Below are 25161 nucleotides of genomic sequence, written 5' to 3'. Positions count from 1 at the left end.
CTTATTTATACTTGTTAGCTAGAGTTCTTCCTTAATTCTGTTTTCTACTATACTTGGTAGGGCTGTTTGTTGTTTGCTTATACTTCAAGCTATATTTGGTAGCTGGCTGTATTCCTCAGTTTTATACTTTTCCTGTTTCATTTCTGGCTTTGGAGCGCTCCAAGCCCGCGAGGGCTCGTCCTTGCGTTTCGCGCGGCGGCGTGAAGCTGCCCTACCGGGCTGCCGCATGCGCGGCACCGCAACACACCAAGGCGCTCCACCCAAGGACTAGGATCAACTCGATAGCTTAGGTTTATACATCAGCTTAAGTATAAGCTTCAACTTTATCAGCATTGTATTTATGTAGGGACAGGTCGTGACCTGTCCGCACGATGGCAGCCGCTTTGAGAGTACAGCTTAAGTATAGCATTAGTAGAAAAGTCCCCCTTTGAAGGGGGTAGGGGGATGTTCTTGAATAGCCATAACAACAAAGCTTATACATCCCAACCTGCAATTACAGGCTCCCCTCCTGGGGGTAGGGGCCTCTTTATAATACAAGGAGGGGCAGTTGGACCCGGTACTACAACGCTTATGCCTAAGAGAGAACCAATTGCATAACCCTTTCCTATACTTATAGCCTATGCTTATAAGAGAATTAGGATAGGTAAAACTATCGCCCCGGCCTGCTATCACTCTTCCTGATTTATTGTATATTTATCCTTTCGCCTATTCTTACGAGCTAACCTATATGAGAAACAACCATACTTACTACAAAAGAACCCTGCTGACTGTTCTGGGGCTTGGCCTGCTGGCCGTTCCTGCTTTTGCCCAGCAAAGCAAGCTGCTTACCCGTGCCAATGCTATGGCTGATAAGCTGGAGCCGAAAGTAATTGAGTGGCGCCGCGATTTTCATGCGCACCCGGAACTGGGCAATCACGAAACCGAAACAGCCGCTAAAATTGCCGCTCACCTCAAAAAGCTGGGCATCGAGGTGCAGACGGGCGTGGCCCGCACCGGCGTGGTCGGTATTTTAAAAGGCGGCAAGCCGGGCCCGGTAGTGGCCTTGCGCGCTGATATCGACGGGCTGCCGGTGGTGGAGCGCGCCGATGTGCCGTTTGCCTCCAAGGTTAAAACCATGTATAACGGGCAGGAAGTAGGCGTGATGCATGCCTGCGGTCACGACACGCATATTGCCATGCTCATGGCCACCGCCGAAGTGCTGGCAAGTATGCAGAAAGAGCTGCCGGGCACCGTGAAGTTTATCTTTCAGCCTGCCGAGGAAGGCTCGCCGGTCGGGCAGGTAGGCGGAGCCAACCTGATGGTACAAGAAGGCGTGCTGGACAAAGGGCCAAAACCCGAAGTGATCTTCGGGCTGCACATCAACTCGCAGACAGAAGTAGGCAAACTTAAATACCGGCCGGGTGGCACCATGGCCAGCGCCGACATTTTCCGCATTAAGGTAAACGGCAAGCAGGTGCACGGCGCCTACCCCTGGGGCGGGATCGACCCGGTCGTAACAGCCTCGCAAATCGTGCTGGGACTACAGACCATTATTAGCCGCCAGGTAGAGCTGCCCGAAGATGCGGCCGTGATCACGGTTGGGATGATCCATGGCGGGGTGCGTAACAACATTATTCCGGAAGAGGTGCTGCTGGAAGGCACGGTGCGGGCGCTGAACAAAGACATGCAGCAGCAGATCCACGACAAGATCAAACTCACCGCCACCAAGATAGCGGAAAGTGCCGGCGCTACTGCCCAGGTCGAGATCATCCCGCAAACGCCCGTGACTTATAACGACCCGGCCCTGACAGACAAGATGCTGCCTACGTTACAGGCGGTAGCCGGACGGGATAACGTGATCCTGACCAAAGCCGTAACGGGTGCCGAGGACTTTGCTTTTTACCAGGAGAAGATCCCGGGGCTCTTCGTTTTCGTGGGCGGCATGCCCAATGGCAAAGACCCTAAAATAGCTGCGGCGCACCATACGCCCGATTTTTACATCGATGAAAGTGGTATGAAGCTGGGTGTGAAAACGCTGACCGGCCTGACACTGAACTACATGGAAGGTAAAGGGAAAAAGTAGTTGTATCTCCGGGCTGCACAAGTATAGCGCTGTTTGCTTCTAGCAAACCCGAGAGTCATCGGATCTATCTCATAAACGCTATTTGTGCCGCTTTTGAGAACGCAGTACCTTTGTGGACAAATCACCTGAAGGACTTTTCTCCTATGACAATATTTCGGCTTAAGCGCCTGCCAATTGCCTTGCTGGTGCTCTCATTAGGGGCTTGCCAGCCACGCACCTGGCAGGCCTCGCCCAGCCTCACCACCACCGATGTGCCGGTAGACAGTACGATTACGGCCGACCGGCAGACGGAAGCATTCATTGCGCCCTTCCGCCGGCAGGTAACTGATAAAATGAGCGAGGTAGTAGGTTTTGCGCCCGTGGCGCTGGGTAAAGGCGATTACCAGTCGCCGCTGGGCAACTTTGTGGTAGACCTGCAGCTTGCCCAAAGCCAGCCGCTCTACGGCAAGCCAATCGACCTGTCGCTGACTACCAATGGCGGCTTGCGGCAGCCGCTGCCGCAGGGCAACATTACCACGGGCCATGTGTTTGAGCTGATGCCCTTTGAAAATGAGCTCGTGGTGCTCACGCTGGAGGGCAATACTGTAAAAGCGCTGTTTGATTATGCAGCAGCCAATAAGAATGCGCCCATCGGCAATGCCACCTACACAGTGAAGGGTGGAAAGGCCACGGACATTAAAATTGGCGGCAAGCCCTTTGACCCCGCCCGGACCTATACATTGGTGACGTCCGATTACCTGGCAGGTGGCGGAGACGATCTGGCTATGCTCAAAGCGGCCACAAACACCGAGAAAGTAGGTTTGCTGCTGCGCGATGCCATCTTGCAGCAGATCAGGCAGATGACGGCGGCCGGGAAACCAGTTACGGCCGATGTGGCCACGCGTGTTACGGTTTTGCCCTAAGTATAAGCACACCATGAAAAGAAGAGATTTCATTAAAGCATCGGCCGTGGGGGCAGCGGGTATCAGCTTGCTGGGAATGCCTTTTTCGGCCGAAGCAGCCCAGCAGCTTACGCTGACCATCCTGCACACCAACGACCAGCATTCGCGCATAGACCCCATGCCCGCTGATGGGCGGAAGTATGGCGGCATGGGCGGCATGGCCCGCCGCGCCTCCTTAATAGAGAAGGTGCGCCGCGAGGAGCCCAATGTGCTGCTGCTGGATGCCGGCGACATCTGGCAGGGCACGCCGTATTTTAACTTCTTTAAAGGCGAGCTGGAGTACCAGCTGATGAGCCAGATGAAGTATGACGCAGCCACGCTCGGCAACCACGACTTCGACAACGGCTTGGAGGGCTTGCACAACCAGTTGCCCAAAGCAGAGTTCCCGTTTTTGGTCGCCAACTATAACTTTAACAACACCATCCTCAAAAACCGGTTTCAGCCCTATAAGGTGTTTGAAAAACAGGGGCTGCGCATAGGCGTGTTCGGGCTGGGCATTGAGCTGGCGGGGCTGGTAAGCAAAAACAACTATGGCCAGACCGAGTACCTGGACCCGGTGGCGGTGGCGCGCGAAATGGTGCAGGAACTGCGCGGACAGCAGAAGTGCCATTTGGTGATCTGCCTCTCGCACCTGGGCTATAGTTATAAGGACGAAAAGATAGACGACCTGAAGCTTGCCGGGCAGGTAGAAGGCATCGACCTGATCATCGGAGGGCACACGCATACGTTCCTCGACGTGCCCACCATAGTGCAAAATACAGGCGGCCAAACGCTCGTTAACCAGGTGGGCTGGTCGGGTATTTTTCTGGGGCGTATCGACTTCACATTCAATAAAAAGACAAAGCAGCGGACTGCTTTCCGGACCGCCGTTTTGCCTGTGGATAACCCTGTATTAACTTCGTGAATAAATAATTTTTTGTTTTAAATTATTTAAGCATTTTTGCAACCCCCCTGCCGTTAAGGAGTGGTTTGTTTCACCAAACGGATCTTGTGTGTTTTGGAAAATTGGATGATCAAAGACTGTTCTACTGTATGGAGTAACTGCCTGCAGGTGATAAAGGAAAATATTGGCGAACAAAGCTTTAAAACTTGGTTCGAGCCGATTAAGCCCATATCCCTGCGCGACAGCGTACTGACCATACAAGTGCCCAGCCAGTTCTTTTACGAATGGCTGGAGGAGCACTATGTGCAGCTTCTGAAAAAAGTCATCTACCAGGAACTCGGCAGCGAGGGAAGGCTGGAATACTCTATTATTGTGGACCGTGGAAACGAGTCTAACAAGCCGCAGACGGTCAACATACCGACCAAAAAAATACCACAGGCCGTGGTGAACTCTTACAGGCCGGAACAGAATTTTATCAAGAGCCCGTTCGAGTCCAAAACCATTGACCGCAACTTCCTTAACTCGCAGCTCAATTCTTCTTATAATTTCGAGAACTACATTGAGGGGGACTGTAACCGCCTGGCGCGCTCGGCGGGTTTTGCCGTGGCCAACAAACCCGGCACTACTTCTTTTAACCCGCTGATGGTGTATGGCGGTGTGGGGCTGGGCAAAACGCACCTGGTGCAGGCGATTGGCAACCACATCAAAAACAGCGACCCCAACAAGTTTGTGCTGTATGTGTCGTCCGAAAAGTTCGTGAACCAGTTCATCGAATCGGTGCGCACCAACAACGTGCAGGACTTTGCTAACTTTTACCTGTTGGTGGATATCCTCATCATCGACGACGTGCAGTTCTTGAGCGGCAAGGATAAAACGCAGGAGATGTTCTTTCACATCTTCAACCACCTGCACCAGTCGGGCAAGCAGATCGTGATGACCTCCGATTGCCCGCCGCGTGACCTCAAAGGCCTGGAAGAGCGCCTGTTGTCGCGCTTTAAGTGGGGCCTGACGGCCGATTTGCAGAGCCCGGACTTTGAAACCCGGATGGCTATCATCCAGAAAAAGATGCAGAGCGACGGCATCGATATTCCGGACAACGTGGTGGAATACCTGGCCTACAGCGTTGACACGAACGTGCGGGAACTCGAAGGCGTGCTGATCTCGCTTATCGCGCAATCGTCGCTCAACCGCAAGGAAATTGACCTGGAGCTTGCCAAGCAGGCCCTAAAGCATATCATCGAGGATGTGGAGACAGAGGTAAACCTCGACTTCATCCAGAAAACGGTGGCCGAGTACTTCCAGGTGAGCCTGGATTCGCTCAAAGCCAAAACCCGCAAGAAAGAGATCGTGACGGCACGGCAGGTAGCCATGTACTTTGCCAAAGAGTTTACCAGCCATTCGCTTAAATCCATCGGGTACCACTTCGGCGGCCGCGACCACAGTACCGTTATTCACTCGGTGCAAACTGTTTCGGACCTGATCGACACCGACAAGAAATTCAAAGCCAGCATACAGGAGCTTCAGAAGAAGTTTAAATCCAAGGCAGGCTGATAAAAATAAATTTCTGTAACAAGCGGCCAGGGCTACAGCAATCCTGTTGCTTTCCTTTTCCTTATACTTCTTCCGTTTTTCCGCTGCTTATACTTGGCGCGGATCATTTCCAAAGTGCACACACTGCGCTGCCGGCTTCCTGCCGCAGCTAGCGCCAGCCCTAATCTTTTCTGTTACAGGTAAATAACTACCTGTTTGTGCTTGCCATACTATTGTAAAACTCATTTTAAATGTGTATATAGTACGAGCATATATAGTTGTGAAAGCAGCCTTTCTTTCCGCTACATCTGTTTTTGTTACCCGGTCCCGCTTTCAAGTATTTTCTCAAACATACAAAGCTCTATATGAACCAAACAGATGTGATTGCCCTGAAAGACACCACTGCAAACCCGGCACCGCTCGGGCTTTTTGCCTTTGGTATGACCACCGTATTGCTGAACCTCCACAATGCCGGGATCTTTGAAATGAATGCCATGATCCTGGCCATGGGGCTGTTTTATGGCGGACTGGCCCAGGTAGTGGCCGGTATAATGGAAGCCAAAAAGAACAACACCTTTGGCCTGACAGCCTTTGTTTCGTATGGCTTTTTCTGGCTCACGCTGGTGGGCCTGCTCGTGATGCCGAAGCTGGGCTGGGGCGAGGCCGCTTCCGAAACAGGTATGGTGGCCTACCTGGTGATGTGGGGCATCTTTACCGCGCTGCTGTTTTTAGGTACCCTCCAAATTAGCCGAGCCCTGCAGGTAGTATTTGCCACCCTCACTGTGCTGTTCTTTTTGCTGGCCCTGGGCGACGCGACAGGCAATGCGGCCATTAAAACCTTTACCGGCTACGAAGGTATTATCTGTGGTGCTTCTGCCATTTATGCGGCCACTGCAACCCTGCTGAACGAAGTTTACGGCAGAACACTGCTGCCTGTGGGCGCGGCAGTGAAGCCGGCTGCAGTAGCCTTTGCTGCCGCCAGGTAAGTATAACGGCACTTAGAAAACGCCCGAAGCTGGTTCCGGTTTAAGCATCTCACCGACGCTAAAAAGAGCAGCGGCTATACTTTGCAAAGTATAGCCGCTGCTCTTTTTATTTGATCGTGTTTATACTTGCAGCCGCTTGTCAGGTGCCAAAGCTAGCCGATTCGGTTACCGTATAGCCATACTCGTCGGCCATGTCGCGTACTTTGGTCTTTATCTTCTCCAGGTCCCGCTTCTTGCGTACCTGCTTCAGGTCCAGGTACAGCTTGGTGGCATCGCTCTTGGTTACCTGCAGCGCCAGCGGCGAGATAAGCACCTGCTCGATGCTATGAATCGGGATGATGTGCTTGGTGCGGAAAGCGCCATACTTCTGTACAATGTATTGCGGCGTGATCTCAAAATAAGACTGCACCCCAAACACCGACGTGTTCTGCAACATGACATAGAGCAGAAAGACCAGGGCTAACCCGAAAAAGATATAATACAGGTATCCCTGATGAGCGGCTGTGCTGTCAAAAAAAAGCAGGTAACCTGCCCATCCCAACCAGCCCAATGCAAGGACCATCAGAACGGTAAAGGATAACATTGCATTACGGGTAGGAGATAGTTGCACCACCAAGGTCGTTCGTGCATTACGGCCGGTCGCTGCCATTCGGTAAAATTTACGTGAAACAAATGCTGCCATTAGCATGGCTTTGGCGCAATATAGTAATTTTTTACTTTTTTAGCGTCGCCTGCAGCGTTATCTCGGGCACGGCCCCCAGCGCTTTAGACACCGGGCAGCCTTCTTTTGCTTTCTGAGCCAGTTGCTGAAAGGTTTCCTCATCCAGGCCCTCTGCTTTGGCTTCTGTTCGTAGCTCGATCTTCTGGATCAGTGGCGCGCCGTCTTTCTCGCCCAGCCATACACTGGCGGTAGTTTCAATAAACTCCGGGGTGATGTTCTCGTTGCCCATGAGCGCGCTCAGGAACATCGAATAGCAACCGGCATGCGCAGCCCCGATCAGCTCCTCGGGCGAGGTGCCGCTGGTGCTGTCGCCAAAGCGGCTGGCATACGTGTATTTTGACTCTACGGCACCATTGCCGGTTTTAACGGAGCCTGTTCCGTCTTTTAGTCCTTTCTCCCATTTGGCACTTGCAGTGTGTTTTTTCATAGCTCTTGGTTTTGTTTTATTTCTATCAAACTTATTTAATCCGATATGGTTGCTAAAGTTTGGCAGCAGCAGAACAAAGTTCCGGACATTGGCCCTGAAAATGGCCAATACTATGGCAATAATGGTTTATCTGGGTATATTTACCTGTTCACTAATCGGAATATATGGGTGTAAAAGCATTGTTGAGTAAGCCATTTGCGGCCTATGTGCACAAGAAACATCAGCGTTGGATCGAAAACCCGGTAGCGGCACAGAACGCCATTTTTGAAAGTATCCTGCAGAAGGCGCAACATACTTTGTTTGGCCGCGACCACGGCTTCAGCGCCATCCGCACGCATGCTGATTATGTACAGGCCGTGCCAGTGCGTGACTATGAAGGCCTTGCCAACTACTTTAACCTGGTAAAAGAAGGGCAGAAAGATGTGCTCTGGCCGGGCAAACCCTTATACCTGGCCAAGACCTCGGGCACTACTTCGGGCACCAAGTATATTCCCATCACCAAAGACTCTATTCCCAACCATATCAACGGCGCCCGCGATGCCCTGCTGGCTTACGTGCACGAAACCGGCCGCTCCGCTTTCCTGGACGGGAAATTGATCTTTCTGTCGGGTAGCCCGGAGCTGGAGGAAGTAGGCGGCATTAAAACGGGCCGGCTATCGGGTATTGCCAACCACCACGTGCCCGGCTACCTGCGCACCAACCAGTTGCCCAGCTACGAAACCAATTGCATTGAGGACTGGGAAACGAAGCTCGACCAGATCATCGAGGAAACCATTGATCAGGACATGACGCTCATCTCGGGCATTCCGCCCTGGGTGCAGATGTATTTCGACAAGCTGATCCGGCAAACGGGCAAACCCATTAAGGATATTTTTCCGCACTTCTCTTTGTTTGTATATGGTGGCGTGAATTTTGAGCCCTACCGTAAAAAGATGATCGAGTCGATTGGCAGGGAGGTGGATTCGATTGAGCTATTCCCGGCCTCGGAGGGCTTTTTTGCTTACCAGAACAAGCAGCAGGACCCGGGCTTGCTGCTGCTGCTGGATGCAGGCATCTTCTACGAGTTTATACCGGTAGAGGAATATTTTAACGCCCAGCCCACCCGCCTGACCATTGGCCAGGTGGAGCCGGGCGTAAATTATGCCCTTGTGATCAGCAGCAACGCCGGCCTGTGGAGCTATTCCATCGGCGATACGGTGAAGTTTACCTCCGTGAAGCCTTACAAACTGATCGTGAGCGGGCGCATCAAGCACTTTATCTCGGCCTTTGGTGAGCACGTGATTGCCGAGGAAGTGGAAAAAGCCATGCAGCGCACCATGGCCCGGCATGGCAAAGTGGAGCTGCTCGAGTTTACCGTGGCCCCGTACGTGAGCCAGGACAAAGGGCAATCGTACCACGAGTGGCTGGTGGAATTTGCGCATCCGCCGCTGGACCTGGTCAATTTTGAAAAGGAACTGGATGAACAGCTGCGAAAGCTCAACTCCTACTACGATGACCTGATCAAAGGCAAGATCCTGCAGCCGCTGAAGATAAAGAAGCTCCCGGTGGGCACGTTCCGCAACTACATGAAGTCGCAGGGCAAGCTGGGCGGCCAGAACAAAGTGCCGCGCCTGAGCAATGACCGCAAGCTGGCAGAAGGCTTGCTGGAGGTGAGCAAGCAAGGGTAAGTGTTTAAAGTATAGAAAAGAAGTTTTGCAGCAATAGGAGTAACCGACCAAGTTCCTGTTTGGATAAGGTAGAAAGCCAGGCAATTACGTACTACTTTTTGTCATCCTGAAAGGATCTTGGTTGCAAGTAGTATAGGCTTACGCTCCTGAGCCAAAGGTGCAACTATAGGGCTGTTAGGCTGTAGATGAACAGCAGCCAGTAAGTATAGCTTGCCTTCGGTTTAGGAGTGCAGCAGTTAACGTGTAAAGGCACAAGTAGACGCTTGCGCCAGTAAAAGGCCGATTATTGCACGATACCGGATACCTAAAGCAGGAACAGTTTGAGAGTATACACGCAGACTGTGAAGAGTTAATAAAAATTTTGAATAGCATCATCATTACGAGCAAAGCGAAACTGGAAAAGAACACCAATTCGTAATTCGTAATTCGTAATTCGTAATTAATGAAGAGAATCGCCATACTTGGCTCTACAGGCTCCATCGGCACGCAGGCGCTGGAAGTGATCAGGGCGAACCCCGAAAGCTTTGAGCTGGAGGTGATCACCGCCAACAGCAATGCAGACCTGCTGATTGCGCAGGCACTGGAATTTAAGCCCAACGCGGTGGTAATTGCCCGCGACGAGCACTACGAGTACGTGCGGCAAGCGCTGCAGCACGAGGATATTAAAGTATACGCCGGCGCCAACGCGCTTGGCTCGGTCGTGGAAATGAGTACTGTAGACATGGTGCTTACCGCCATGGTCGGGTATGCGGGGCTATTGCCTACTATCCGGGCCATAAAAGCTGGCAAGCAAATTGCGCTGGCCAACAAAGAGACGCTGGTCGTGGCCGGGCAACTGATTACGGAACTGGCGCGGCAGCATGCCGTTAACATCTACCCGGTAGATTCGGAGCACAGCGCTATTTTCCAGTGCCTGGCCGGCGAGTTTCATAATCCGATCGAGAAGATCATACTAACAGCCTCGGGCGGTCCGTTCAGAGGGCGTACAGCCGAGGAGCTGAAGCACGTAACCAAAGCGCAGGCCCTGAAGCACCCCAACTGGGAAATGGGCGCCAAAATCACCATCGACTCAGCCTCGCTGATGAACAAGGGCCTGGAGGTGATCGAAGCCAAGTGGCTGTTTGCCCTGCGCAACGAACAGATTGAGGTCGTGGTGCATCCGCAGTCTATTGTACACTCGCTGGTGCAGTTCGGCGATGGTTCCATCAAAGCGCAACTGGGCCTGCCCGATATGAAGCTGCCCATACAGTATGCCCTGGGCTACCCGCAGCGCCTGAAGTCGGATTACCCGCGTTTCAGTTTTATGGACTACCCGCAGCTTACGTTTGAGCAGCCGGACCTGAAGACATTCCGGAACCTGCAGCTGGCTTTTGACGCTATGGAAAAAGGCGGTAACATGCCCTGTATCCTGAATGCCGCCAACGAGGTGGCTGTCAGTGCCTTTCTGCACGACCAGGTTGGTTTCCTGCAGATGTCGGATATCCTGGAAAGCTGTATGGCAAAAGTTACGTATATTGCGAATCCTTCTTATGATGACTATGTTAACACAGACAAAGAGGCACGTAGGCAGGCAGCAGCGTTGATTGGAAAGTAAAGTACCCTGGCCGCCGGTTGGCGCCACGTTTAAAGTATAAACTTAATTTTTAGATGGATATAGTGATCATGGTGGGCCAGCTGATTCTGGGCCTTACAATACTGGTAGGACTGCACGAATTAGGCCACATGCTGGCAGCCAAATGGTTCGGAATGCGCGTAGAGAAGTATGCTATCGGCTTCCCGCCGAAGATCTTTAGCAAAAAGTTTGGCGAAACAGAATACATGCTCGGCATGATCCCGCTGGGCGGTTTCGTAAAGATATCCGGTATGGTGGATGAATCCATGGACACCGAGGCGCTGAAGCAGGAGCCCCAGCCGTGGGAGTTCCGCTCCAAGCCAGCCTGGCAGCGCCTGATCGTGATGATGGGCGGTATTATTGTGAACGTGATCACGGGCATCGTGATTTATGCTGCGCTAACCTATCATTATGGCGAAAGCTACCTGCCGGCCAAAGAAGCCCGCTATGGCGTGGTGGCCAACGAGATCGGTCAGGAGATCGGTTTTCAGACAGGCGATAAGATTGTGGCGGTGAACGGCAAGGAACTTGAAAAGTTTGAGGATGTATACTCGATGGATGCGCTGCTGGGCCGCAATGCCTACTACACGGTAGAGCGGGATGGCAAACGCGTAAACATTCAGGTGCCCGCTAACCTGATGGACCGCCTCTCGGATAAGGAGGAGCGCATGTTTTTCGTGCAGCCCCGCCAGACTTTCCAGATCGGGGAGATTCAGGCTGGCAGCAATGCCGCCAAAGCAGGCCTGCAAACCGGCGATCACGTGCTGACCGTGAATGGCCAGGACGCCAAATTCTTCGATGTGTTCCAGAAAATGCTGCAGCAGAATGCCGGAAAGCAGATCACCATGCAGGTGGAGCGCGAAGGCAAGCCCATAAAACTGGGTGCTAAAGTAGATTCTGAAGGCCACCTGGGCTTTTTTCCGAAGCCGATGCTCAACTACGCCACCCGCGACTATAGCCTGGGCGAATCAATTCCGCTGGGTGCTGAGCAGGCGTTTGGCGTGATCTCGGCCAACATAAAAGGCTTTGGTAAAATTTTCCGCGGCGAAGCCGACCCGACCAAATCTATTGGCGGTCCGATCAAGATCGCCCAGATCTATGGCGGCCATTTCGACTGGTTTAAGTTCTGGTCCTTAACCGGCATGCTGTCGATGGTGCTGGCTTTTATGAACTTCCTGCCTATTCCGGCACTGGATGGCGGCCATGTGATGTTCCTTACTTACGAGATCGTGAGCGGCCGCAAACCATCCGATAATTTCCTGGAAAATGCGCAGAAGGTAGGCATGGTGATTCTGCTGTGCCTGATGGGCTTTGCCATCTTTAACGATGTGTTCCAGACCATCTTCTAGCCGCTAACCAGAATTTTATACTTGCCTGGCTGTGCCCGCACCTTTCTTTGTGCGGGCACAGCTGTTTAGAGGCATTTTAAGTTGTCGCTGAACGAAGTAGCAGGAGTTTCTCTTTTAAAGTATAGCGGTTATCTTTACCAGGCACTTAGCTTTGGCATAGCCCTTGCTCCTTATTTGTCCTCCGAATAAAAATATGATGTATAAATCCCTCGTTCTCTCCCTGCTTTTGGTACTGCTGGGCACCGGTGCAAGTTTTGCGCATAATTACCATACCAGCATCACAGATATTAAGTATAACCCACGTACCCAGAGCCTGGAAGTGGCCGTTAAGGTGTTTACCGATGACCTGGAAAACGCCATTTCGCGGCGCACCAAACAGGAAGTGCACTACAGCAAATCCGAGAAACTGAAGCAGGACCTTACCGCCTACCTGCACAGCACGCTGGTTTTTGCGGTGGATAAAAGCGCTCCGCTCAAGTATACCTTGCTGGGCTCCGAAGAAGAAGACAACGCCGTGTGGCTGTATGTGGAAGTGCCGGTAAAACAAGCCGCGCTGCCGCGCCTGCACGTTAAGAATACCGTGCTGATGGAAACCTTTCCCGACCAGATGAACATTGTAAATGTATCTTACAAAGGCAAAACAGAAAGCGCTCTGCTCCAGCAGGACGAGCAGGAGAAGACCTTCTCTTTTTAGATCCGAAAGCATCGATAAACTAAAAAGGCTGAACCGACATCTGCGGTTCAGCCTTTTTAGTTTAACGCCAGCCGCTCATACTTCAGCGCACAGCGCTATGAAGCTGCACCAGGTATAAACCGGCGCCACACCCGTAGCTTAAGCCTTTTATTGTTGTATTTTCTGCGGCTTTATCAGTTTAAACTCCACCCGGCGGTTAATACGGCGGTCTTCCTCGTTTTTTTCATCGCGCACGGGCCTGGTGCTGCCATAGCCAAAGGCATCGATGCGGCCGGGCCGGATGCTTGCTTTCTGCTCAATATAGTGCCGGATGGCGTCTGCCCGGTCCTGCGAGAGGCTGAGGTTGAAATCCGCATCGCCGGCGCTGTCGGTGTGACCCCCGATCTCCAGCCGGAACGTAGGGTGGTCTACCAGGAACAGCGCCACTTCATCCAGCACCGGCTCCATACTTGTATTGATGTCCGACTGGTTAGGGTCAAATTCGATGTTGCGGAACACCATCGGAATGCTGTAGTCGATGACCGTGGTCATGAGCTGCACATCCGTGTCCTCCTGCAGCGACAGCTCCCGCTCTATGGTAAAAAAGTCCGCCCCCTGAATCAGAATGATATAATGCGAGTTGTCGATCAGATCGAATTCAAATGAGCCATCCGGCCGGATATAACGCGAGGAAATCTCGATGCCGTTGTCGCGGTCGATGATGGAAATGATGCCCGCCAGCGGTTTGTGGGTAACCGAATCGGTGAGCGAGCCAGTCACTTTGGTCACCGCCAGCGGATGCGCCTCCATCGGCAAGGGGAACGAGTACAGATCCAGGTTCTGGATATCATTGGCTTCGGAGCGCGCATAATACAGGTTTTTAGAGGCCGCATCGATAGTGAAGTAATACTCGCTGCCGCGGCCGTTCACCAGCGGCCCGATGTTGCGCGGTTCCTGCCAGTGGCCCTGCACCCGGTAGGTTTTGTAAATATCAAAGTCGCCGAAGTTGTAGAGCTGGCCCCGCGAACTGAAGTATAACACCTGGTAGAGCGGGTGGAAGAAGGGGCTCACTTCGCTCTCACGTGTGTTCACGACCGGGCCCATGTTCTGCGCTGGCGCCCAACGACCGTTTTTGTCTTTGTAGGTAAAGTAAATGTCTGAAAGGCCAAAGCCGCCCAGCCGGTCAGAGGCAAAGTATAAGGTGTCCTCCTTGGACGAGAGCGTTGGCTGCGAGTCCCAGGCCTTGCTGTTCACGTTAGCGCCCAGGTTGCGGATCTGCCCCCACGTGCCATCGGGCTGCTGGCGGGCCATGTACAGGTCGCAGTTGCCGTAGCCATCGGGTGCTTCGCAGCGGGCAAAGTATAAGGTTTTGCCGTCGCGGCTCAGGCAGGCCGATCCTTCGTTGTAAATGCTGTTGATGGGCTTGCCAAACGATTTGCCCTGTTCCCAGAAGCCGTTGTTTTGCCGGGAGTAGAACAGGTCCTCGTTGGCACGACCGTTCAGTCCCTGTACATTTCGCTTGGAAGTATAAATGAACACGTCATCTTCGCCGTGCAGCGTGGGGCCATAGTCGGCAAAGGGCGAGTTGATGGCGTCGCCCATGTTGAGGTATACGCCTTTGGGCGGTTTAAACGTAGCGATGGATTTGCGGTACTCTACCAGTTCGTAGTAGTAGTTTAGCGGCACATAATGCGCCCTGGTGTTCTGGTCCAGCGAGTCGTAGTAGGCGGTAACCTTGCTTACGTCGGTGCGGTGGTGCTTTAATACCAGGCGGTACAGGGTGCGGGCCTTTTCCAGGTCGCCCAGCCGCTCGGTGAGCTGGGCCAGGTGCCACAGCAGGTAGGTGTCCTTGTAAAAGTTTTCGATCCCGAAATGCTGTACATAATTTTCGAGCAGGGGCAGCACCCGTTTATACTGCCGGCGCTTTTCCAGTTTCTGAATGGCCGCCAGCTTTTTGCGCTCACTGTAATAAGGAATCTTATTTAAATTAGGAAAATCGAGGGGCCGTTCTGCGCTTGGCGAAGATTTGTGTACTTTCAGGCCATTGGCAGGTGCCTCTAACGGGATTTGCTGGTATTGCTGCGCACCCGCTGCCCAAGGCAACAGGAACAGTAATAACCAGAACCCCACCAGGGATGCACCTTTCATCTGCCGCGATCGTTAATGTAGTGCACAAATATATTAACTTTATACTATATTTTTGCAGCGGAATGTTTCTGTTGTTATATTTTTTTATGGATAGCTGCATTTTCTGTTTTTGCGGTTACGACAAAAGAGCCGCTTAAACGGCTTGGCACAAGACTTGACTATAAATAGCCAAGGCAGAAAAGGGGGGACTGGAAAGTGCTTTTCTGCCATTTTGGCACCGAACAATACTATGGACTATACACAAAGCAATTTTTTACACAACCTGCTGCTGAGCGGGCTTTCAGGGGACGACGAAGTAGAGATGATTCCGATCATTACGGCTGATGCCGACGAGGAGATGACAGCCAGTGAACTGCCTGAGGAGCTGCCTATACTTGCCGTGCGCAACACCGTGTTGTTTCCGGGGGTGGTGCTGCCTATAACCGTGAGTCGTAAAAAATCGGTGCGGCTGGTGCGCAAAGCCCACAAAGGCGATAAGCTGGTTGGCGTAGTTGCCCAGAAGAACACAAACTCCGACGACCCGACGGCCGAAGACCTGTACGGCGTGGGCACAGTGGCCAAGATCCTGAAGATGCTGGTGCTGCCTGATGGCAATACCACCATTATTATTCAGGGGCAGAGCCGTTTCAGCATCGACGAGATCACACAGGAAGAACCGTTTCTGACAGCCAAAGTAAGCCTTTGCAAGGAAACCAAGCTGGATCGGAAAAATAAACAGGTAAAGGCGCTGGTGCAGTCGCTGAAAGATGCGGCCGGCAAAATGCTCAAACTCAACCCCGAGATTCCGCAGGAAGCCCAGGTAGCCCTGGATAATATTGACAGTCCCAGCTTTCTGACGCATTTCCTTTCGAGCAACCTGAACGTGGAAGTAGGGCAGAAGCAGGCCTTGCTCGAAGTGAACGATGGCGTAGAGCGCGGCACGCAATTGCTGGAGCTGATGCTCCGCGAAATCCAGCTGCTGGAGCTCAAGCAGGAAATCCATACCAAAGTACACACCGATATAGACCAGCAGCAGCGCGACTATTTCCTGCGCCAGCAAATAAAGGTGCTGCAGGACGAACTGGGCCAGGAAGGCCCCGACCAGGAGATCGAGCGTTTCCGGGAGCGCGCCAAAAAGAAAAAATGGCCAGAGCAGGTAGCCAAGCACTTCCAGAAAGAGATCGACAAATTGGGCCGCCTCAACTCGCAGGCTGCTGAGTACCCGGTAGCCGTAAACTACCTGGAGTTTTTGCTCGACCTGCCCTGGGGCGAGTATACCAAAGACAACTTTAACCTGAAGCGCACCAAAAAGATACTCGATGCTGACCATTACGGGTTGGAGAAAGTAAAGGAGCGCATTCTGGAGTACCTGGCTGTGCTGAAACTGAAGAACGACATGAAAGCGCCGATCCTTTGCCTTTATGGCCCTCCGGGCGTGGGCAAAACATCGCTGGGCCGCTCTATTGCCAAATCACTGGGGCGAGAATATGTCAGGATGTCATTGGGCGGCATCCGCGACGAGGCCGAAATACGTGGCCACCGCCGCACCTATGTGGGCGCCATGCCGGGCAAGATCATCAGCCAGATAAAAAAAGTGGGCTCCTCCAACCCAGTTATCATCCTGGACGAGATCGATAAGATCGCTTCCGATTTCCGGGGCGATCCATCTTCGGCCCTGTTGGAGGTGCTGGACCCTGAGCAGAACCATACCTTTATGGACAACTACCTGGATGTGGAGTATGACCTGTCCAAGGTGCTGTTCATTGCCACGGCCAACTCCCTGGATACCATTCAGCCTGCCCTGCGCGACCGCATGGAGATCATTGAGCTGACGGGCTATACTTTAGAAGAGAAAACCGAGATCGCCAAACGCCACCTGGTGCCTAAGCAGGTAGCCGAGCACGGCCTGCAGGAGGAAGATGCCAAAGTACCGAAGCAAACGATCCAAAAGATTATCGAAGATTATACCCGCGAATCGGGCGTTAGGAACCTGGAGCGCAAAATTGGCCAGCTAGTGCGCCAAACGGCCAAGCTGAAGGCCATGGACGAAAAATACCCGACCACCATCAAACCCGAGGATGTGGTCAAGCGCCTGGGCTCCGAGATATTTGATAAGGAAATATACCAGGACATCGACACGGCCGGCGTGGTAACAGGCCTGGCCTGGACCTCGGTGGGCGGCGACATCCTGTTTATCGAATCGTTGCTGAGTAAAGGCAAAGGCAAACTCACCCTATCGGGGCAGCTGGGCGACGTGATGAAGGAATCGGCCATGACGGCCATCTCCTACTTAAAAGCGCATGCCGACCTGCTGGACATCGACTACCGTTTGTTTGACCAGTATGACCTGCACATTCACTTCCCGGAAGGAGCAGTGCCGAAGGATGGGCCATCGGCCGGTATCGCTATTTTTACCTCGATTGCGTCGGTGTTTACGCAACGCAAAGTAAAATCGCGCCTGGCTATGACCGGCGAGATCACGCTGCGCGGCAAAGTGCTACCGGTAGGCGGCATCAAAGAGAAGATACTGGCAGCCAAGCGCGCAGGCATTACGGACATTATCCTTTGCCAGAAAAACAGGAAGGACATCAACGAGATTCCCGAGCAGTACATCAAAGGCCTCCACATCCATTATGTAGACCGTGTGGATGAAGTAGTGAAAATTGCGCTGCTGAAGGAAAAAGTGAAAAATCCGCTGAAGCTAACGGTAACGGAAGAAGCAAAGGCTGTGGTGGAGTAAGCTGAATTCTGAATAACTGAATTCTGAACAAGTGATTGAGCGAATTTATACTTGCCCTTTCCCCACTGTCATCCTGAAAGGATCCTAGTGGCAAGATGCATCAGCTGCTCATGTTGCCTCCAGGATCTTTTCAAGATGATAGGACTTAAAATATTCAGGTATTCAAAAGTCAGTTATTCAAAATTTAAAAACCCATGTACAAGGCCGCCCTTATACTTTGCTCACTGCTGGGGCTCGCGCTCACAGCACATGCGCAGGTAGGCGGGCAGCGTGGTTTTCCGTTTCTGGAGTTGCCGGTTAGTGCCAAACAAGCTGCCCTTGGCGGGGTGAATGTAAGCGCCGGCGCGCACGATGTAAGTATGGTGGGTGCTAACCCGGCTTTGCTGAACGAGGAGATGGACAACCAGTTGAGCCTGGGGTATGTGGGCTACCTGGCCGATATCAGGCAGAGCAACCTGGCGTATGCGTTTAAGACGAAGCAGCATGGCCGCTGGGCAGCAAGTATAAACTACCTCAACTACGGCGATTTTGTGCAGCGCGACGCCACCGGGGCAGCAGAAGGCAGCTTCCGGGCAAATGATTACACGTTAGCGATCACGCATGCCCGGCAAATGGACGCTTTCACGATAGGAGCTACGGCAAAAATGGCTGTATCAAGTATAGCGGGAAACAAAGCGGTGGGAATGCTGGCCGATGCAGGCGTGGCGTTTAAGCATCCGGAGAAAGAATTTAGGGTAGGGCTGGCGTTTAAAAATATCGGCTACCAGGTAAAACCCTATGATGATGGCGAGCGGCAGCCGATGCCCTTTGATGCGCAGATGGGCCTGAGCTACAAACCCGAGCACATGCCCGTGCGGCTCTCGCTTACCGCGCACCGACTATACGAATTCGACATCGTGTACCTGGACCCGAACGCAAAAGGGCAGCTGGATGAGCATGGCAACGAAGTGAAGGAAGAGAAAAAGCTGGGAGATAAGATTGCGCGCCATTTTGTGGCCGGAGCCGAGTTTGTGTTCAGCAAGAATTTTCAGCTGCGCGCCGGCTACAACCACCTGCGCCGCAAAGAGCTGCGGCTCGATACCCGGTCGGGCGGGGCAGGTTTTTCGGCAGGTGCTATGCTGCGCGTGCGGGCCTTTGAGCTCAACTACAGCAGCGCTTTTTTCCACCCGTCCGGCGCAACCCACTACATTACCGTGAGCACCAACACCCGTACGTTTTTGAAAAGGAAGAAAAAGACACAAGTATCAAGACGTTAGTATCAAGACATTAGACACAAGACTTTATACTTGGGAGCAGGTCAATTTATACTTCATGGCTTCAAAGGTGTAAGTATACATGTATTGCACCTTCAATTTATTGGCTATGCAACAAGTACAGCAGCCAGGTGCGCTTTTGACGATTTTTTATTTGAGCGTTCAGCGAGTGGGGGTAGGGGCCCCCTTTAGACAAATCGTCTTGATTCTTTTGCTTCCTTTTCTCTTTATAGAGGGCCCTACCCCCATCAAGGAGAAAAGGAAGGCCTAGCCGGCGAGGCGAAAGCTAACAAAGAGCATAAAAAGTTAATTCACGTAATAACTCCTATACATAAGGAGTTACTTATAATATCTTACTGTGACGATAATTGGGTCGCATCAAGACCTGATTTTAAACAAAGGAAATTACCATGTTAGAAAATATCGCATCCTTAACACCAGTTCAGATCGTAGCGGAGCTGGACAAATACATCATCGGGCAAAAAGACGCCAAACGCAACGTAGCCATTGCGCTGCGCAACCGCTGGCGCCGCATGAATGCGGATGAAAGCATTCAGCGCGAAATCGTGCCCAACAACATCCTGATGATCGGGGCAACGGGGGTAGGTAAAACCGAGATTGCCCGCCGCCTGGCCAAGATCGCTGATGCGCCGTTTACCAAAGTTGAAGCCTCTAAGTTTACCGAAGTAGGCTACGTGGGCCGCGACGTGGAAAGTATGGTGCGCGACCTGGTAGAGCAGTCGGTGAACATGGTGAAGACGCGCAAGAAAGAAGATGTGAAACAGAAAGCTGCCGAGCTGGTGGAAGACATCATCCTGGATGCGCTCATTCCGCCCATCCAGGGCCGCAATGCCTCGCCTGTTTCCATCAGTTCTGATCCGCACGCCATGCCCGATAATGATTACGAACTGAACGAGCGCACCCGCGAGAAATTCCGGATAAAGATCCGCAACGGCGAACTGGAAGACCGTAAGATCGAGATCCGGATCCAGCAGAGCGCTATGCCCGGTATGGGCGTGATGGGCCCCGGAATGGACGAGGCCTCGATGATGAACATCCAGGAGATGATCAGCGGCATGATGCCTAAAAAGACCAAGAAGCGTAAAGTAACCATTGCCGAAGCCCGCAAGATCCTGCTGGAAGAAGAAGCTTCCAAGCTCATTGATATGGACGAGGTGAAAGAAGAAGCGATCTTTAAGGCCGAAAACTCCGGTGTGATCTTCATTGACGAGATCGATAAAGTAGCCAGCTCCAGCAAAAAAGGCGGCGGCGGCCCCGATGTGAGCCGCGAAGGCGTGCAGCGCGACCTGTTGCCGATTGTAGAAGGCTCTGCCGTGAATACCAAGTATGGCGTGATCAACACCGACCATATTCTGTTTATTGCGGCCGGCGCGTTCCACGTGGCCAAGCCCTCTGACCTGATTCCCGAGCTGCAGGGACGTTTCCCGATCCGTGTGGAGCTGGACAGCCTGACCAAAGACGATTTTTACCAGATCCTGAAGTTTCCGAAAAACGCCCTGACCAAGCAATACGTGGCCTTGTTGGCGGCAGAAGGGGTGGAGCTGGCCTTTCACGACGAGGCGCTGGACGAAATAGCTTCCATTGCATTTGAGGTAAACGCCGAAGTGGAGAACATTGGCGCCCGCCGCCTGCACACGGTGATGAGCCGCCTGCTCAACGACATCCTCTTTGATGTGCCGGACAAAATAGGAGCCAACGCTCACATCCTGGTAGACCGCGCCATGGTGCAGGAAAAACTTTCCGGCATGGTGAAAAACCGCGACCTGAGCCAGTATATTCTGTAGTTAGAAAGTTAGAAGGTTAGAAAGTTAAAGAGTTGCAGTTTTTGTAGGGACTAGTCGCGACCTGTCCAATCGTGCACAGGCTTGCTAAAGAACTGGCGCGGGTATTAACTGGTGCCTTTAGCCAGGCGAGTCTCCGGACGCGCGTGAATTGGCTTATACTTGCAGCTATACTTTAAGAGCTGGTGTTTCTGTGATGGCAGAGGCACCAGCTTTTTTCGTTGGCAAAACCTCTTCACAAAGTATAGGTATAACCTCAACTCAATTCGTATCCGTAACTTAGGATGAGAGCTTTGACTTTTTAACGCTTTAACTTTCTAACTTCTAAACTCTCTAACTCCCATGAATCTCTACATCATCACCGGCGCCAGCAAAGGCATAGGCAAGGCCATTGCAGAAGAACTCCTGAAAGACGATCGCAACCATGTGGTAGGCGTGTCACGGACCAGCAGCATCGAACACCCCAACTACCGCCACCAGCCCCTCGACCTGTCGGATGTACCGGCTGTAGAGCACAACCTGCAGAAAGTGTTCGTGCCTTATCCGGATGCTGAAAAGCTGGTGCTGATCAACAATGCGGGTGTGCTGGGCGATATCGGGTATGTGGGCGAGGACATGCCCAATGAGCGCTTTGAATTTGTGTTTGATGTAAACGTGGTGGTGCCGGCCATGCTGATGAACACCTTTCTGCAGGTATACCGGGAGCATCCGGCTGAAAAAGTGATTGTGAATGTGAGCTCCGGTGCCGGGCAGCACCCGATCGATGGCTGGGCCAGCTACTGCGCTTCCAAAGCGGCCCTCGACATGCTTTCGCAAACCGTGCAGTTGGAGCAGGACAAACGCGGTTCGGGCGTGAAAGTATACGCGCTGTCGCCGGGCGTGGTAGACACGCAGATGCAGGAGAATATCCGGGAAAGTGATGCGGCAAAATTCAGCACTGTAGAAAAATTCCGCAACTACAAAGCCCATAACGAGCTGGCCTCGCCTAAAGAAGTCGGGCGCAAGATCGTGCACTTCCTGCATCACACCAGCAAGTATAACGATGTGCTGGTATCGGTACGGAACATGTAAAGTATAAAGTTGCTAACCCACCTCCAATCCCTAGGGGGAGGTAAGGCCGTTAAGTTCTACTTTTTTGTCATCCTGAAAGGATCTTGTGGGCAAGCCGCAAAGCTTAACCTCCGGGGGTAGGGGCCCTCTTTTTCTTCCAAGATTCTTAACAGAATGACAGTGCTTTTTGTGCTTATCCTTTTAGTACTTAACAGCCTTGCCTTTAGGGAGAGGAAATTCATTTTGCAGACGGCTGGCGCAACTTTTCGAACTTGTGCCTTTTTATAATGTGGAGTCTCTCTGACTTCACGGGCTCGCAGCGCCCTATACTTATTCTGCAAATCCCTTTTGATTATTCCTCACCCTGCGAGGTAAGGCCGTTAAGTCTTGACAAATTAAGCTTACAAAACTCTGTTATTCTGCAAAGAAACCTGCTGGAAAGAGAGGGACCCTGTCCCTGGGAGTCTATGCCGTTGCTACTTGCCTACAAGATTCCTCGCAACAAATGCGGGATCTGTGATTTACAGGATGGCAAAAAGTAGCACTGAACAGCCCTTTTTCCTGGGAGTCAAAGGGGGCGTTTACCTATGTCGATTTATACTTCACTCAGTTCATCACCCCGTTAAAACACAGTTTATCTGCCGTGCTATTGCGCTTTTCGGTTTTTATCCTAAACTTATAGGGCTTTTAAACGCCTTATCTAAAGCGCATCTTATACTTTCCTTACCATTACTCAAAACCATGGAAAATACCCAGATCAAAACATTTGAAGAATACAAATCAGCTTACAACCACAGTGTGCAGGACCCGGAAGGCTTTTGGGCCAACATTGCCGAAACCTTTACCTGGCGCAAAAAGTGGGACAAAGTGCTGGAGTGGAATTTTGAGGAGCCCGATGTGAAATGGTTTATCGGGGGCAAGCTCAACATCACTGAAAACTGCCTGGACCGCCACCTGAAAACCCGCGGCAATAAGCTGGCTTTGATCTGGGAACCCAACGACCCGAAAGAGCGCTATGTGCGCTTTACCTACAAAGAGCTGCATGAGCGTGTGTGCCAGTTTGCCAACGTGCTGAAGAAGAACGGCATCCGCAAAGGCGACCGCGTGTGCATTTACATGCCCATGATACCCGAGCTGGCGTTTGCTGTACTGGCCTGTGCCCGCATCGGCGCGATTCACTCGGTTATTTTTGCCGGTTTCTCGGCCGTAAGTATGGCCGACAGGATCAACGATGCCGGCGCGAAGATGGTGTTGACCTCGGATGGCCTGAACCGCGGCTCCAAGCAGATACCGGTAAAGCGGGTGGTGGATGAGGCGCTGGAAACCTGCCCGACCGTAGAGAAAGTGATTGTGGTAGAGCGCCTGGGCTGGGCCGTGAACATGGTAGAGGGCCGTGATGTGTGGTACCACGACGAAACAAAGGACGTGAGCAAAGACTGCCCTGCCGAAGAAATGGACGCCGAAGACATGCTGTTTATACTTTATACCTCCGGCTCCACGGGCAAACCGAAAGGCGTGGTGCATACCTGCGGCGGCTATATGGTATATGCCCAGTATACCTTTAGCAACGTGTTTCAGTACCAGGAAAGTGATGTATACTGGTGCACCGCCGATATCGGCTGGATCACGGGCCATACATATCTGCTGTACGGCCCGCTGCTGGCCGGTGCCACCACGCTGATGTTTGAAGGCGTGCCCACCTACCCGGATATGGGCCGTTTCTGGCAGGTATGCGACAAGTATGGCGTGTCCATTTTCTATACTGCGCCAACCGCTATCCGCTCGCTCATGAGTGGCGATATCGATGATGTGCTTTCCTATAGCCTGGACTCGCTGCGGGTGCTGGGCTCGGTTGGCGAGCCTATCAACGAGGAGGCCTGGCACTGGTATCATACCCACGTGGGCAAAGAGCGCTGTCCGCTGGTAGACACCTGGTGGCAAACCGAAACGGGTGGCATTATGATCTCTTCGCTGGCCAATATTACACCCATCAAGCCGGCGCACGCTGCTTTCCCGTTGCCCGGCATTCAGCCGGTGTTGCTCGACAGCGATGGCAAAGAGATCACGGAGAACGAAGTGGAAGGTTACCTGTGCATGAAATTCCCGTGGCCCGGCATTATCCGCACCACCTACGGCGACCACGAGCGTTGCCGCCTGAGCTACTTCTCTACTTACAAGGGCTTATACTTTACCGGCGATGGTGCCAAGCGCGATGAGAATGGCTTTTACCGCATTATTGGCCGTGTGGACGACGTGATCAACGTATCCGGGCACCGCTTCGGAACGGCCGAGATCGAAGAGGCCATCAACCACAACCAGCATGTGGTGGAGTCGGCGGTGGTAGGCTATCCACACGATATCAAGGGGCAAGGCATCTATGCCTTCGTGATCTGTAAAGATGTGCCGGAGCGCCAGGACTACCTGCGTGCCGAGATCATTGAAACGGTGGTGGAGAAGATCGGTAAAATTGCTAAACCCGATAAGATACAGATCGTGAGCGGCCTGCCCAAGACGCGGTCTGGTAAGATCATGCGCCGCATTCTACGCAAAGTAGCAGAAGGCGATACCGCCAACCTGGGCGATACCTCTACGCTCCTCGACCCGGATGTAGTGGACGAGATCAAGGCCGGGGCTTTGTAAGATTTAGATTTGCCAACTTTACATTGTGCTGCTAAACCGAATAGACTTCGGTTTAGCAGCACTTTTTCTTCTATGCAAAATATATGACATACAGAGAAGCAAACATCTACGATGTCAAGCAAATACAAATTGTGAGACATTCAGTAAAAGAGAATATTCTGTCCAACCTTGACCGGGTGACAGACGATGACTGCGAAGAGTTTTTATTCAGGAGAGGAAAAGGTTGGGTTTGTGAAGTGGATGGTTTGATCGTTGGATTTGCAATTGCAGACTTAAAAGACAATAATATCTGGGCTTTGTTTTTGAAACCTGAATTTGAAGGAAGAGGGATCGGGCGTCATTTACACAATCTAATGCTTGATTGGTATTTCGCTACCGGAAAAGAAAAGGTTTGGTTGGGAACATCACCAAACACGCGGGCAGAAAAATTTTATAGAAAGTTGGGTTGGACAGAAAAGGGGCTTGATAGTGATAATGAAATTAAGTTTGAGATGACCAGCGAGGATTGGCTGAGAAAGAAGAGAGAAATTCACTCCTAGCATCTAGCACAAAGAAGCATAGCAGGCGCATTGTGTAAACGCGCACCCGCTACTTACTTGAGGGCGTTAGTGATGAGAATAATTGCAGAAGATATAGAAGCCATACTTCGGCTTTGCCCCGTTCGCCTTCTATACGGGACCTTGACTGCATGTAATTGA

19 protein-coding genes are annotated in these 25161 nt (G+C 52.2%); 16 read left to right on the top strand and 3 right to left on the bottom strand.

Annotated features, from left to right (window positions below; translation table 11 throughout):
• Window positions 1-727: 727 nt before the first annotated feature.
• The 5 genes from LWL52_RS18185 to LWL52_RS18165 all read left to right on the top strand — a co-directional run bounded on the left by LWL52_RS18185 (window position 728) and on the right by LWL52_RS18165 (window position 6402).
• On the top strand, window positions 728-2062 hold the full coding sequence (locus tag LWL52_RS18185; RefSeq protein WP_242922879.1) for an amidohydrolase: 1335 nt from the start codon (window positions 728-730) through the stop codon (window positions 2060-2062).
• A 143-nt stretch (window positions 2063-2205) separates the two neighbouring features.
• Window positions 2206-2964, top strand: a complete 759-nt coding sequence (locus LWL52_RS18180) for a 5'-nucleotidase C-terminal domain-containing protein (RefSeq protein ID WP_242922877.1) — start codon at window positions 2206-2208, stop codon at window positions 2962-2964.
• Between the two features lie 13 nt (window positions 2965-2977).
• Window positions 2978-3907, top strand: coding sequence for a bifunctional metallophosphatase/5'-nucleotidase (locus LWL52_RS18175; protein WP_242922875.1), 930 nt, complete (start codon window positions 2978-2980; stop codon window positions 3905-3907).
• Window positions 3908-4012: 105 nt separating this feature from the next.
• Window positions 4013-5437, top strand: a complete 1425-nt coding sequence (gene dnaA, locus LWL52_RS18170) for a chromosomal replication initiator protein DnaA (RefSeq protein ID WP_242923818.1) — start codon at window positions 4013-4015, stop codon at window positions 5435-5437.
• Between the two features lie 344 nt (window positions 5438-5781).
• Window positions 5782-6402 (top strand): acetate uptake transporter, encoded by a 621-nt coding sequence (locus LWL52_RS18165; RefSeq protein ID WP_242922873.1) that lies wholly within the window; start codon window positions 5782-5784, stop codon window positions 6400-6402.
• Between the two features lie 139 nt (window positions 6403-6541).
• Here LWL52_RS18165 and LWL52_RS18160 read toward each other — a convergent pair whose 3' ends face one another.
• Together LWL52_RS18160 and LWL52_RS18155 are read right to left on the bottom strand one after the other, a co-directional pair.
• Window positions 6542-7051 (bottom strand): hypothetical protein, encoded by a 510-nt coding sequence (locus LWL52_RS18160; protein WP_242922871.1) that lies wholly within the window; start codon window positions 7049-7051, stop codon window positions 6542-6544.
• A gap of 64 nt (window positions 7052-7115) precedes the next feature.
• On the bottom strand, window positions 7116-7550 hold the full coding sequence (locus LWL52_RS18155) for an OsmC family peroxiredoxin (protein WP_242922869.1): 435 nt from the start codon (window positions 7548-7550) through the stop codon (window positions 7116-7118).
• A gap of 164 nt (window positions 7551-7714) precedes the next feature.
• Between LWL52_RS18155 and LWL52_RS18150 the strand changes: the two genes are divergently transcribed.
• The 5 genes from LWL52_RS18150 (at window position 7715) to LWL52_RS18130 (ending at window position 12872) form a co-directional block, all read left to right on the top strand.
• Entirely contained in the window at window positions 7715-9217 is a 1503-nt protein-coding gene (locus LWL52_RS18150) for a GH3 auxin-responsive promoter family protein (protein WP_242922867.1), read from the top strand.
• Between the two features lie 286 nt (window positions 9218-9503).
• Window positions 9504-9635 carry a four helix bundle protein gene (locus LWL52_RS18145; protein WP_242922865.1) on the top strand — a complete coding sequence of 44 codons (132 nt, stop codon included), beginning with the start codon at window positions 9504-9506 and terminating at the stop codon, window positions 9633-9635.
• 24 nt (window positions 9636-9659) lie between these two features.
• Window positions 9660-10811, top strand: coding sequence for a 1-deoxy-D-xylulose-5-phosphate reductoisomerase (locus LWL52_RS18140; protein ID WP_242922863.1), 1152 nt, complete (start codon window positions 9660-9662; stop codon window positions 10809-10811).
• A gap of 53 nt (window positions 10812-10864) precedes the next feature.
• Window positions 10865-12178 (top strand): RIP metalloprotease RseP, encoded by a 1314-nt coding sequence (gene rseP / locus LWL52_RS18135; protein WP_242922861.1) that lies wholly within the window; start codon window positions 10865-10867, stop codon window positions 12176-12178.
• Window positions 12179-12371: 193 nt separating this feature from the next.
• Window positions 12372-12872, top strand: coding sequence for a DUF6702 family protein (locus LWL52_RS18130; protein ID WP_242922852.1), 501 nt, complete (start codon window positions 12372-12374; stop codon window positions 12870-12872).
• A gap of 147 nt (window positions 12873-13019) precedes the next feature.
• Here the strand turns inward: LWL52_RS18130 and LWL52_RS18125 are convergent, their stop codons facing one another.
• Window positions 13020-14999 carry an OmpA family protein gene (locus LWL52_RS18125; protein WP_242922850.1) on the bottom strand — a complete coding sequence of 660 codons (1980 nt, stop codon included), beginning with the start codon at window positions 14997-14999 and terminating at the stop codon, window positions 13020-13022.
• 229 nt (window positions 15000-15228) lie between these two features.
• Here LWL52_RS18125 and lon point away from each other — a divergent pair, with 229 nt between their 5' ends.
• The 6 genes from lon to LWL52_RS18095 all read left to right on the top strand — a co-directional run bounded on the left by lon (window position 15229) and on the right by LWL52_RS18095 (window position 25002).
• Window positions 15229-17718 (top strand): endopeptidase La, encoded by a 2490-nt coding sequence (gene lon / locus LWL52_RS18120; RefSeq protein WP_242922848.1) that lies wholly within the window; start codon window positions 15229-15231, stop codon window positions 17716-17718.
• A 194-nt stretch (window positions 17719-17912) separates the two neighbouring features.
• The gene (gene porQ, locus LWL52_RS18115) at window positions 17913-18974 is read left to right on the top strand and encodes a type IX secretion system protein PorQ (RefSeq protein WP_242922845.1); all 1062 of its coding nucleotides are present in this window, start codon (window positions 17913-17915) and stop codon (window positions 18972-18974) included.
• A 407-nt stretch (window positions 18975-19381) separates the two neighbouring features.
• On the top strand, window positions 19382-20776 hold the full coding sequence (gene hslU, locus LWL52_RS18110; protein ID WP_242922843.1) for an ATP-dependent protease ATPase subunit HslU: 1395 nt from the start codon (window positions 19382-19384) through the stop codon (window positions 20774-20776).
• A gap of 339 nt (window positions 20777-21115) precedes the next feature.
• The gene (locus LWL52_RS18105) at window positions 21116-21844 is read left to right on the top strand and encodes an SDR family NAD(P)-dependent oxidoreductase (RefSeq protein WP_242922841.1); all 729 of its coding nucleotides are present in this window, start codon (window positions 21116-21118) and stop codon (window positions 21842-21844) included.
• A 720-nt stretch (window positions 21845-22564) separates the two neighbouring features.
• Window positions 22565-24463, top strand: coding sequence for an acetate--CoA ligase (gene acs / locus LWL52_RS18100; protein WP_242922839.1), 1899 nt, complete (start codon window positions 22565-22567; stop codon window positions 24461-24463).
• A gap of 83 nt (window positions 24464-24546) precedes the next feature.
• The gene (locus LWL52_RS18095) at window positions 24547-25002 is read left to right on the top strand and encodes a GNAT family N-acetyltransferase (RefSeq protein WP_242922837.1); all 456 of its coding nucleotides are present in this window, start codon (window positions 24547-24549) and stop codon (window positions 25000-25002) included.
• The last annotated feature ends 159 nt before the right edge of the window (window positions 25003-25161 follow it).

Source organism: Pontibacter liquoris (assembly GCF_022758235.1).
Taxonomy (GTDB): Bacteria; Bacteroidota; Bacteroidia; order Cytophagales; family Hymenobacteraceae; genus Pontibacter; species Pontibacter liquoris.
The sequence above is the reverse complement of the archived record's forward strand: the minus strand, read 5'-3'. Positions and strand labels throughout refer to the sequence as shown.

Excerpts from the sequence above, each read along its gene's own strand:
- LWL52_RS18130 (WP_242922852.1), top strand. The coding sequence starts at position 12,372 with ATGATGTATAAATCCCTCGTTCTCTCCCTGCTTTTGGTACTGCTGGGC.
- LWL52_RS18105 (WP_242922841.1), top strand. The coding sequence starts at position 21,116 with ATGAATCTCTACATCATCACCGGCGCCAGCAAAGGCATAGGCAAGGCC.
- LWL52_RS18150 (WP_242922867.1), top strand. The coding sequence starts at position 7,715 with ATGGGTGTAAAAGCATTGTTGAGTAAGCCATTTGCGGCCTATGTGCAC.
- rseP (WP_242922861.1), top strand. The coding sequence starts at position 10,865 with ATGGATATAGTGATCATGGTGGGCCAGCTGATTCTGGGCCTTACAATA.
- dnaA (WP_242923818.1), top strand. The coding sequence starts at position 4,013 with ATGATCAAAGACTGTTCTACTGTATGGAGTAACTGCCTGCAGGTGATA.
- LWL52_RS18185 (WP_242922879.1), top strand. The coding sequence starts at position 728 with ATGAGAAACAACCATACTTACTACAAAAGAACCCTGCTGACTGTTCTG.
- LWL52_RS18160 (WP_242922871.1), bottom strand. The coding sequence starts at position 7,051 with ATGGCAGCGACCGGCCGTAATGCACGAACGACCTTGGTGGTGCAACTA.
- LWL52_RS18165 (WP_242922873.1), top strand. The coding sequence starts at position 5,782 with ATGAACCAAACAGATGTGATTGCCCTGAAAGACACCACTGCAAACCCG.
- LWL52_RS18155 (WP_242922869.1), bottom strand. The coding sequence starts at position 7,550 with ATGAAAAAACACACTGCAAGTGCCAAATGGGAGAAAGGACTAAAAGAC.
- lon (WP_242922848.1), top strand. The coding sequence starts at position 15,229 with ATGGACTATACACAAAGCAATTTTTTACACAACCTGCTGCTGAGCGGG.
- hslU (WP_242922843.1), top strand. The coding sequence starts at position 19,382 with ATGTTAGAAAATATCGCATCCTTAACACCAGTTCAGATCGTAGCGGAG.
- porQ (WP_242922845.1), top strand. The coding sequence starts at position 17,913 with ATGTACAAGGCCGCCCTTATACTTTGCTCACTGCTGGGGCTCGCGCTC.
- LWL52_RS18140 (WP_242922863.1), top strand. The coding sequence starts at position 9,660 with ATGAAGAGAATCGCCATACTTGGCTCTACAGGCTCCATCGGCACGCAG.
- LWL52_RS18095 (WP_242922837.1), top strand. The coding sequence starts at position 24,547 with ATGACATACAGAGAAGCAAACATCTACGATGTCAAGCAAATACAAATT.
- LWL52_RS18125 (WP_242922850.1), bottom strand. The coding sequence starts at position 14,999 with ATGAAAGGTGCATCCCTGGTGGGGTTCTGGTTATTACTGTTCCTGTTG.
- acs (WP_242922839.1), top strand. The coding sequence starts at position 22,565 with ATGGAAAATACCCAGATCAAAACATTTGAAGAATACAAATCAGCTTAC.
- LWL52_RS18175 (WP_242922875.1), top strand. The coding sequence starts at position 2,978 with ATGAAAAGAAGAGATTTCATTAAAGCATCGGCCGTGGGGGCAGCGGGT.
- LWL52_RS18180 (WP_242922877.1), top strand. The coding sequence starts at position 2,206 with ATGACAATATTTCGGCTTAAGCGCCTGCCAATTGCCTTGCTGGTGCTC.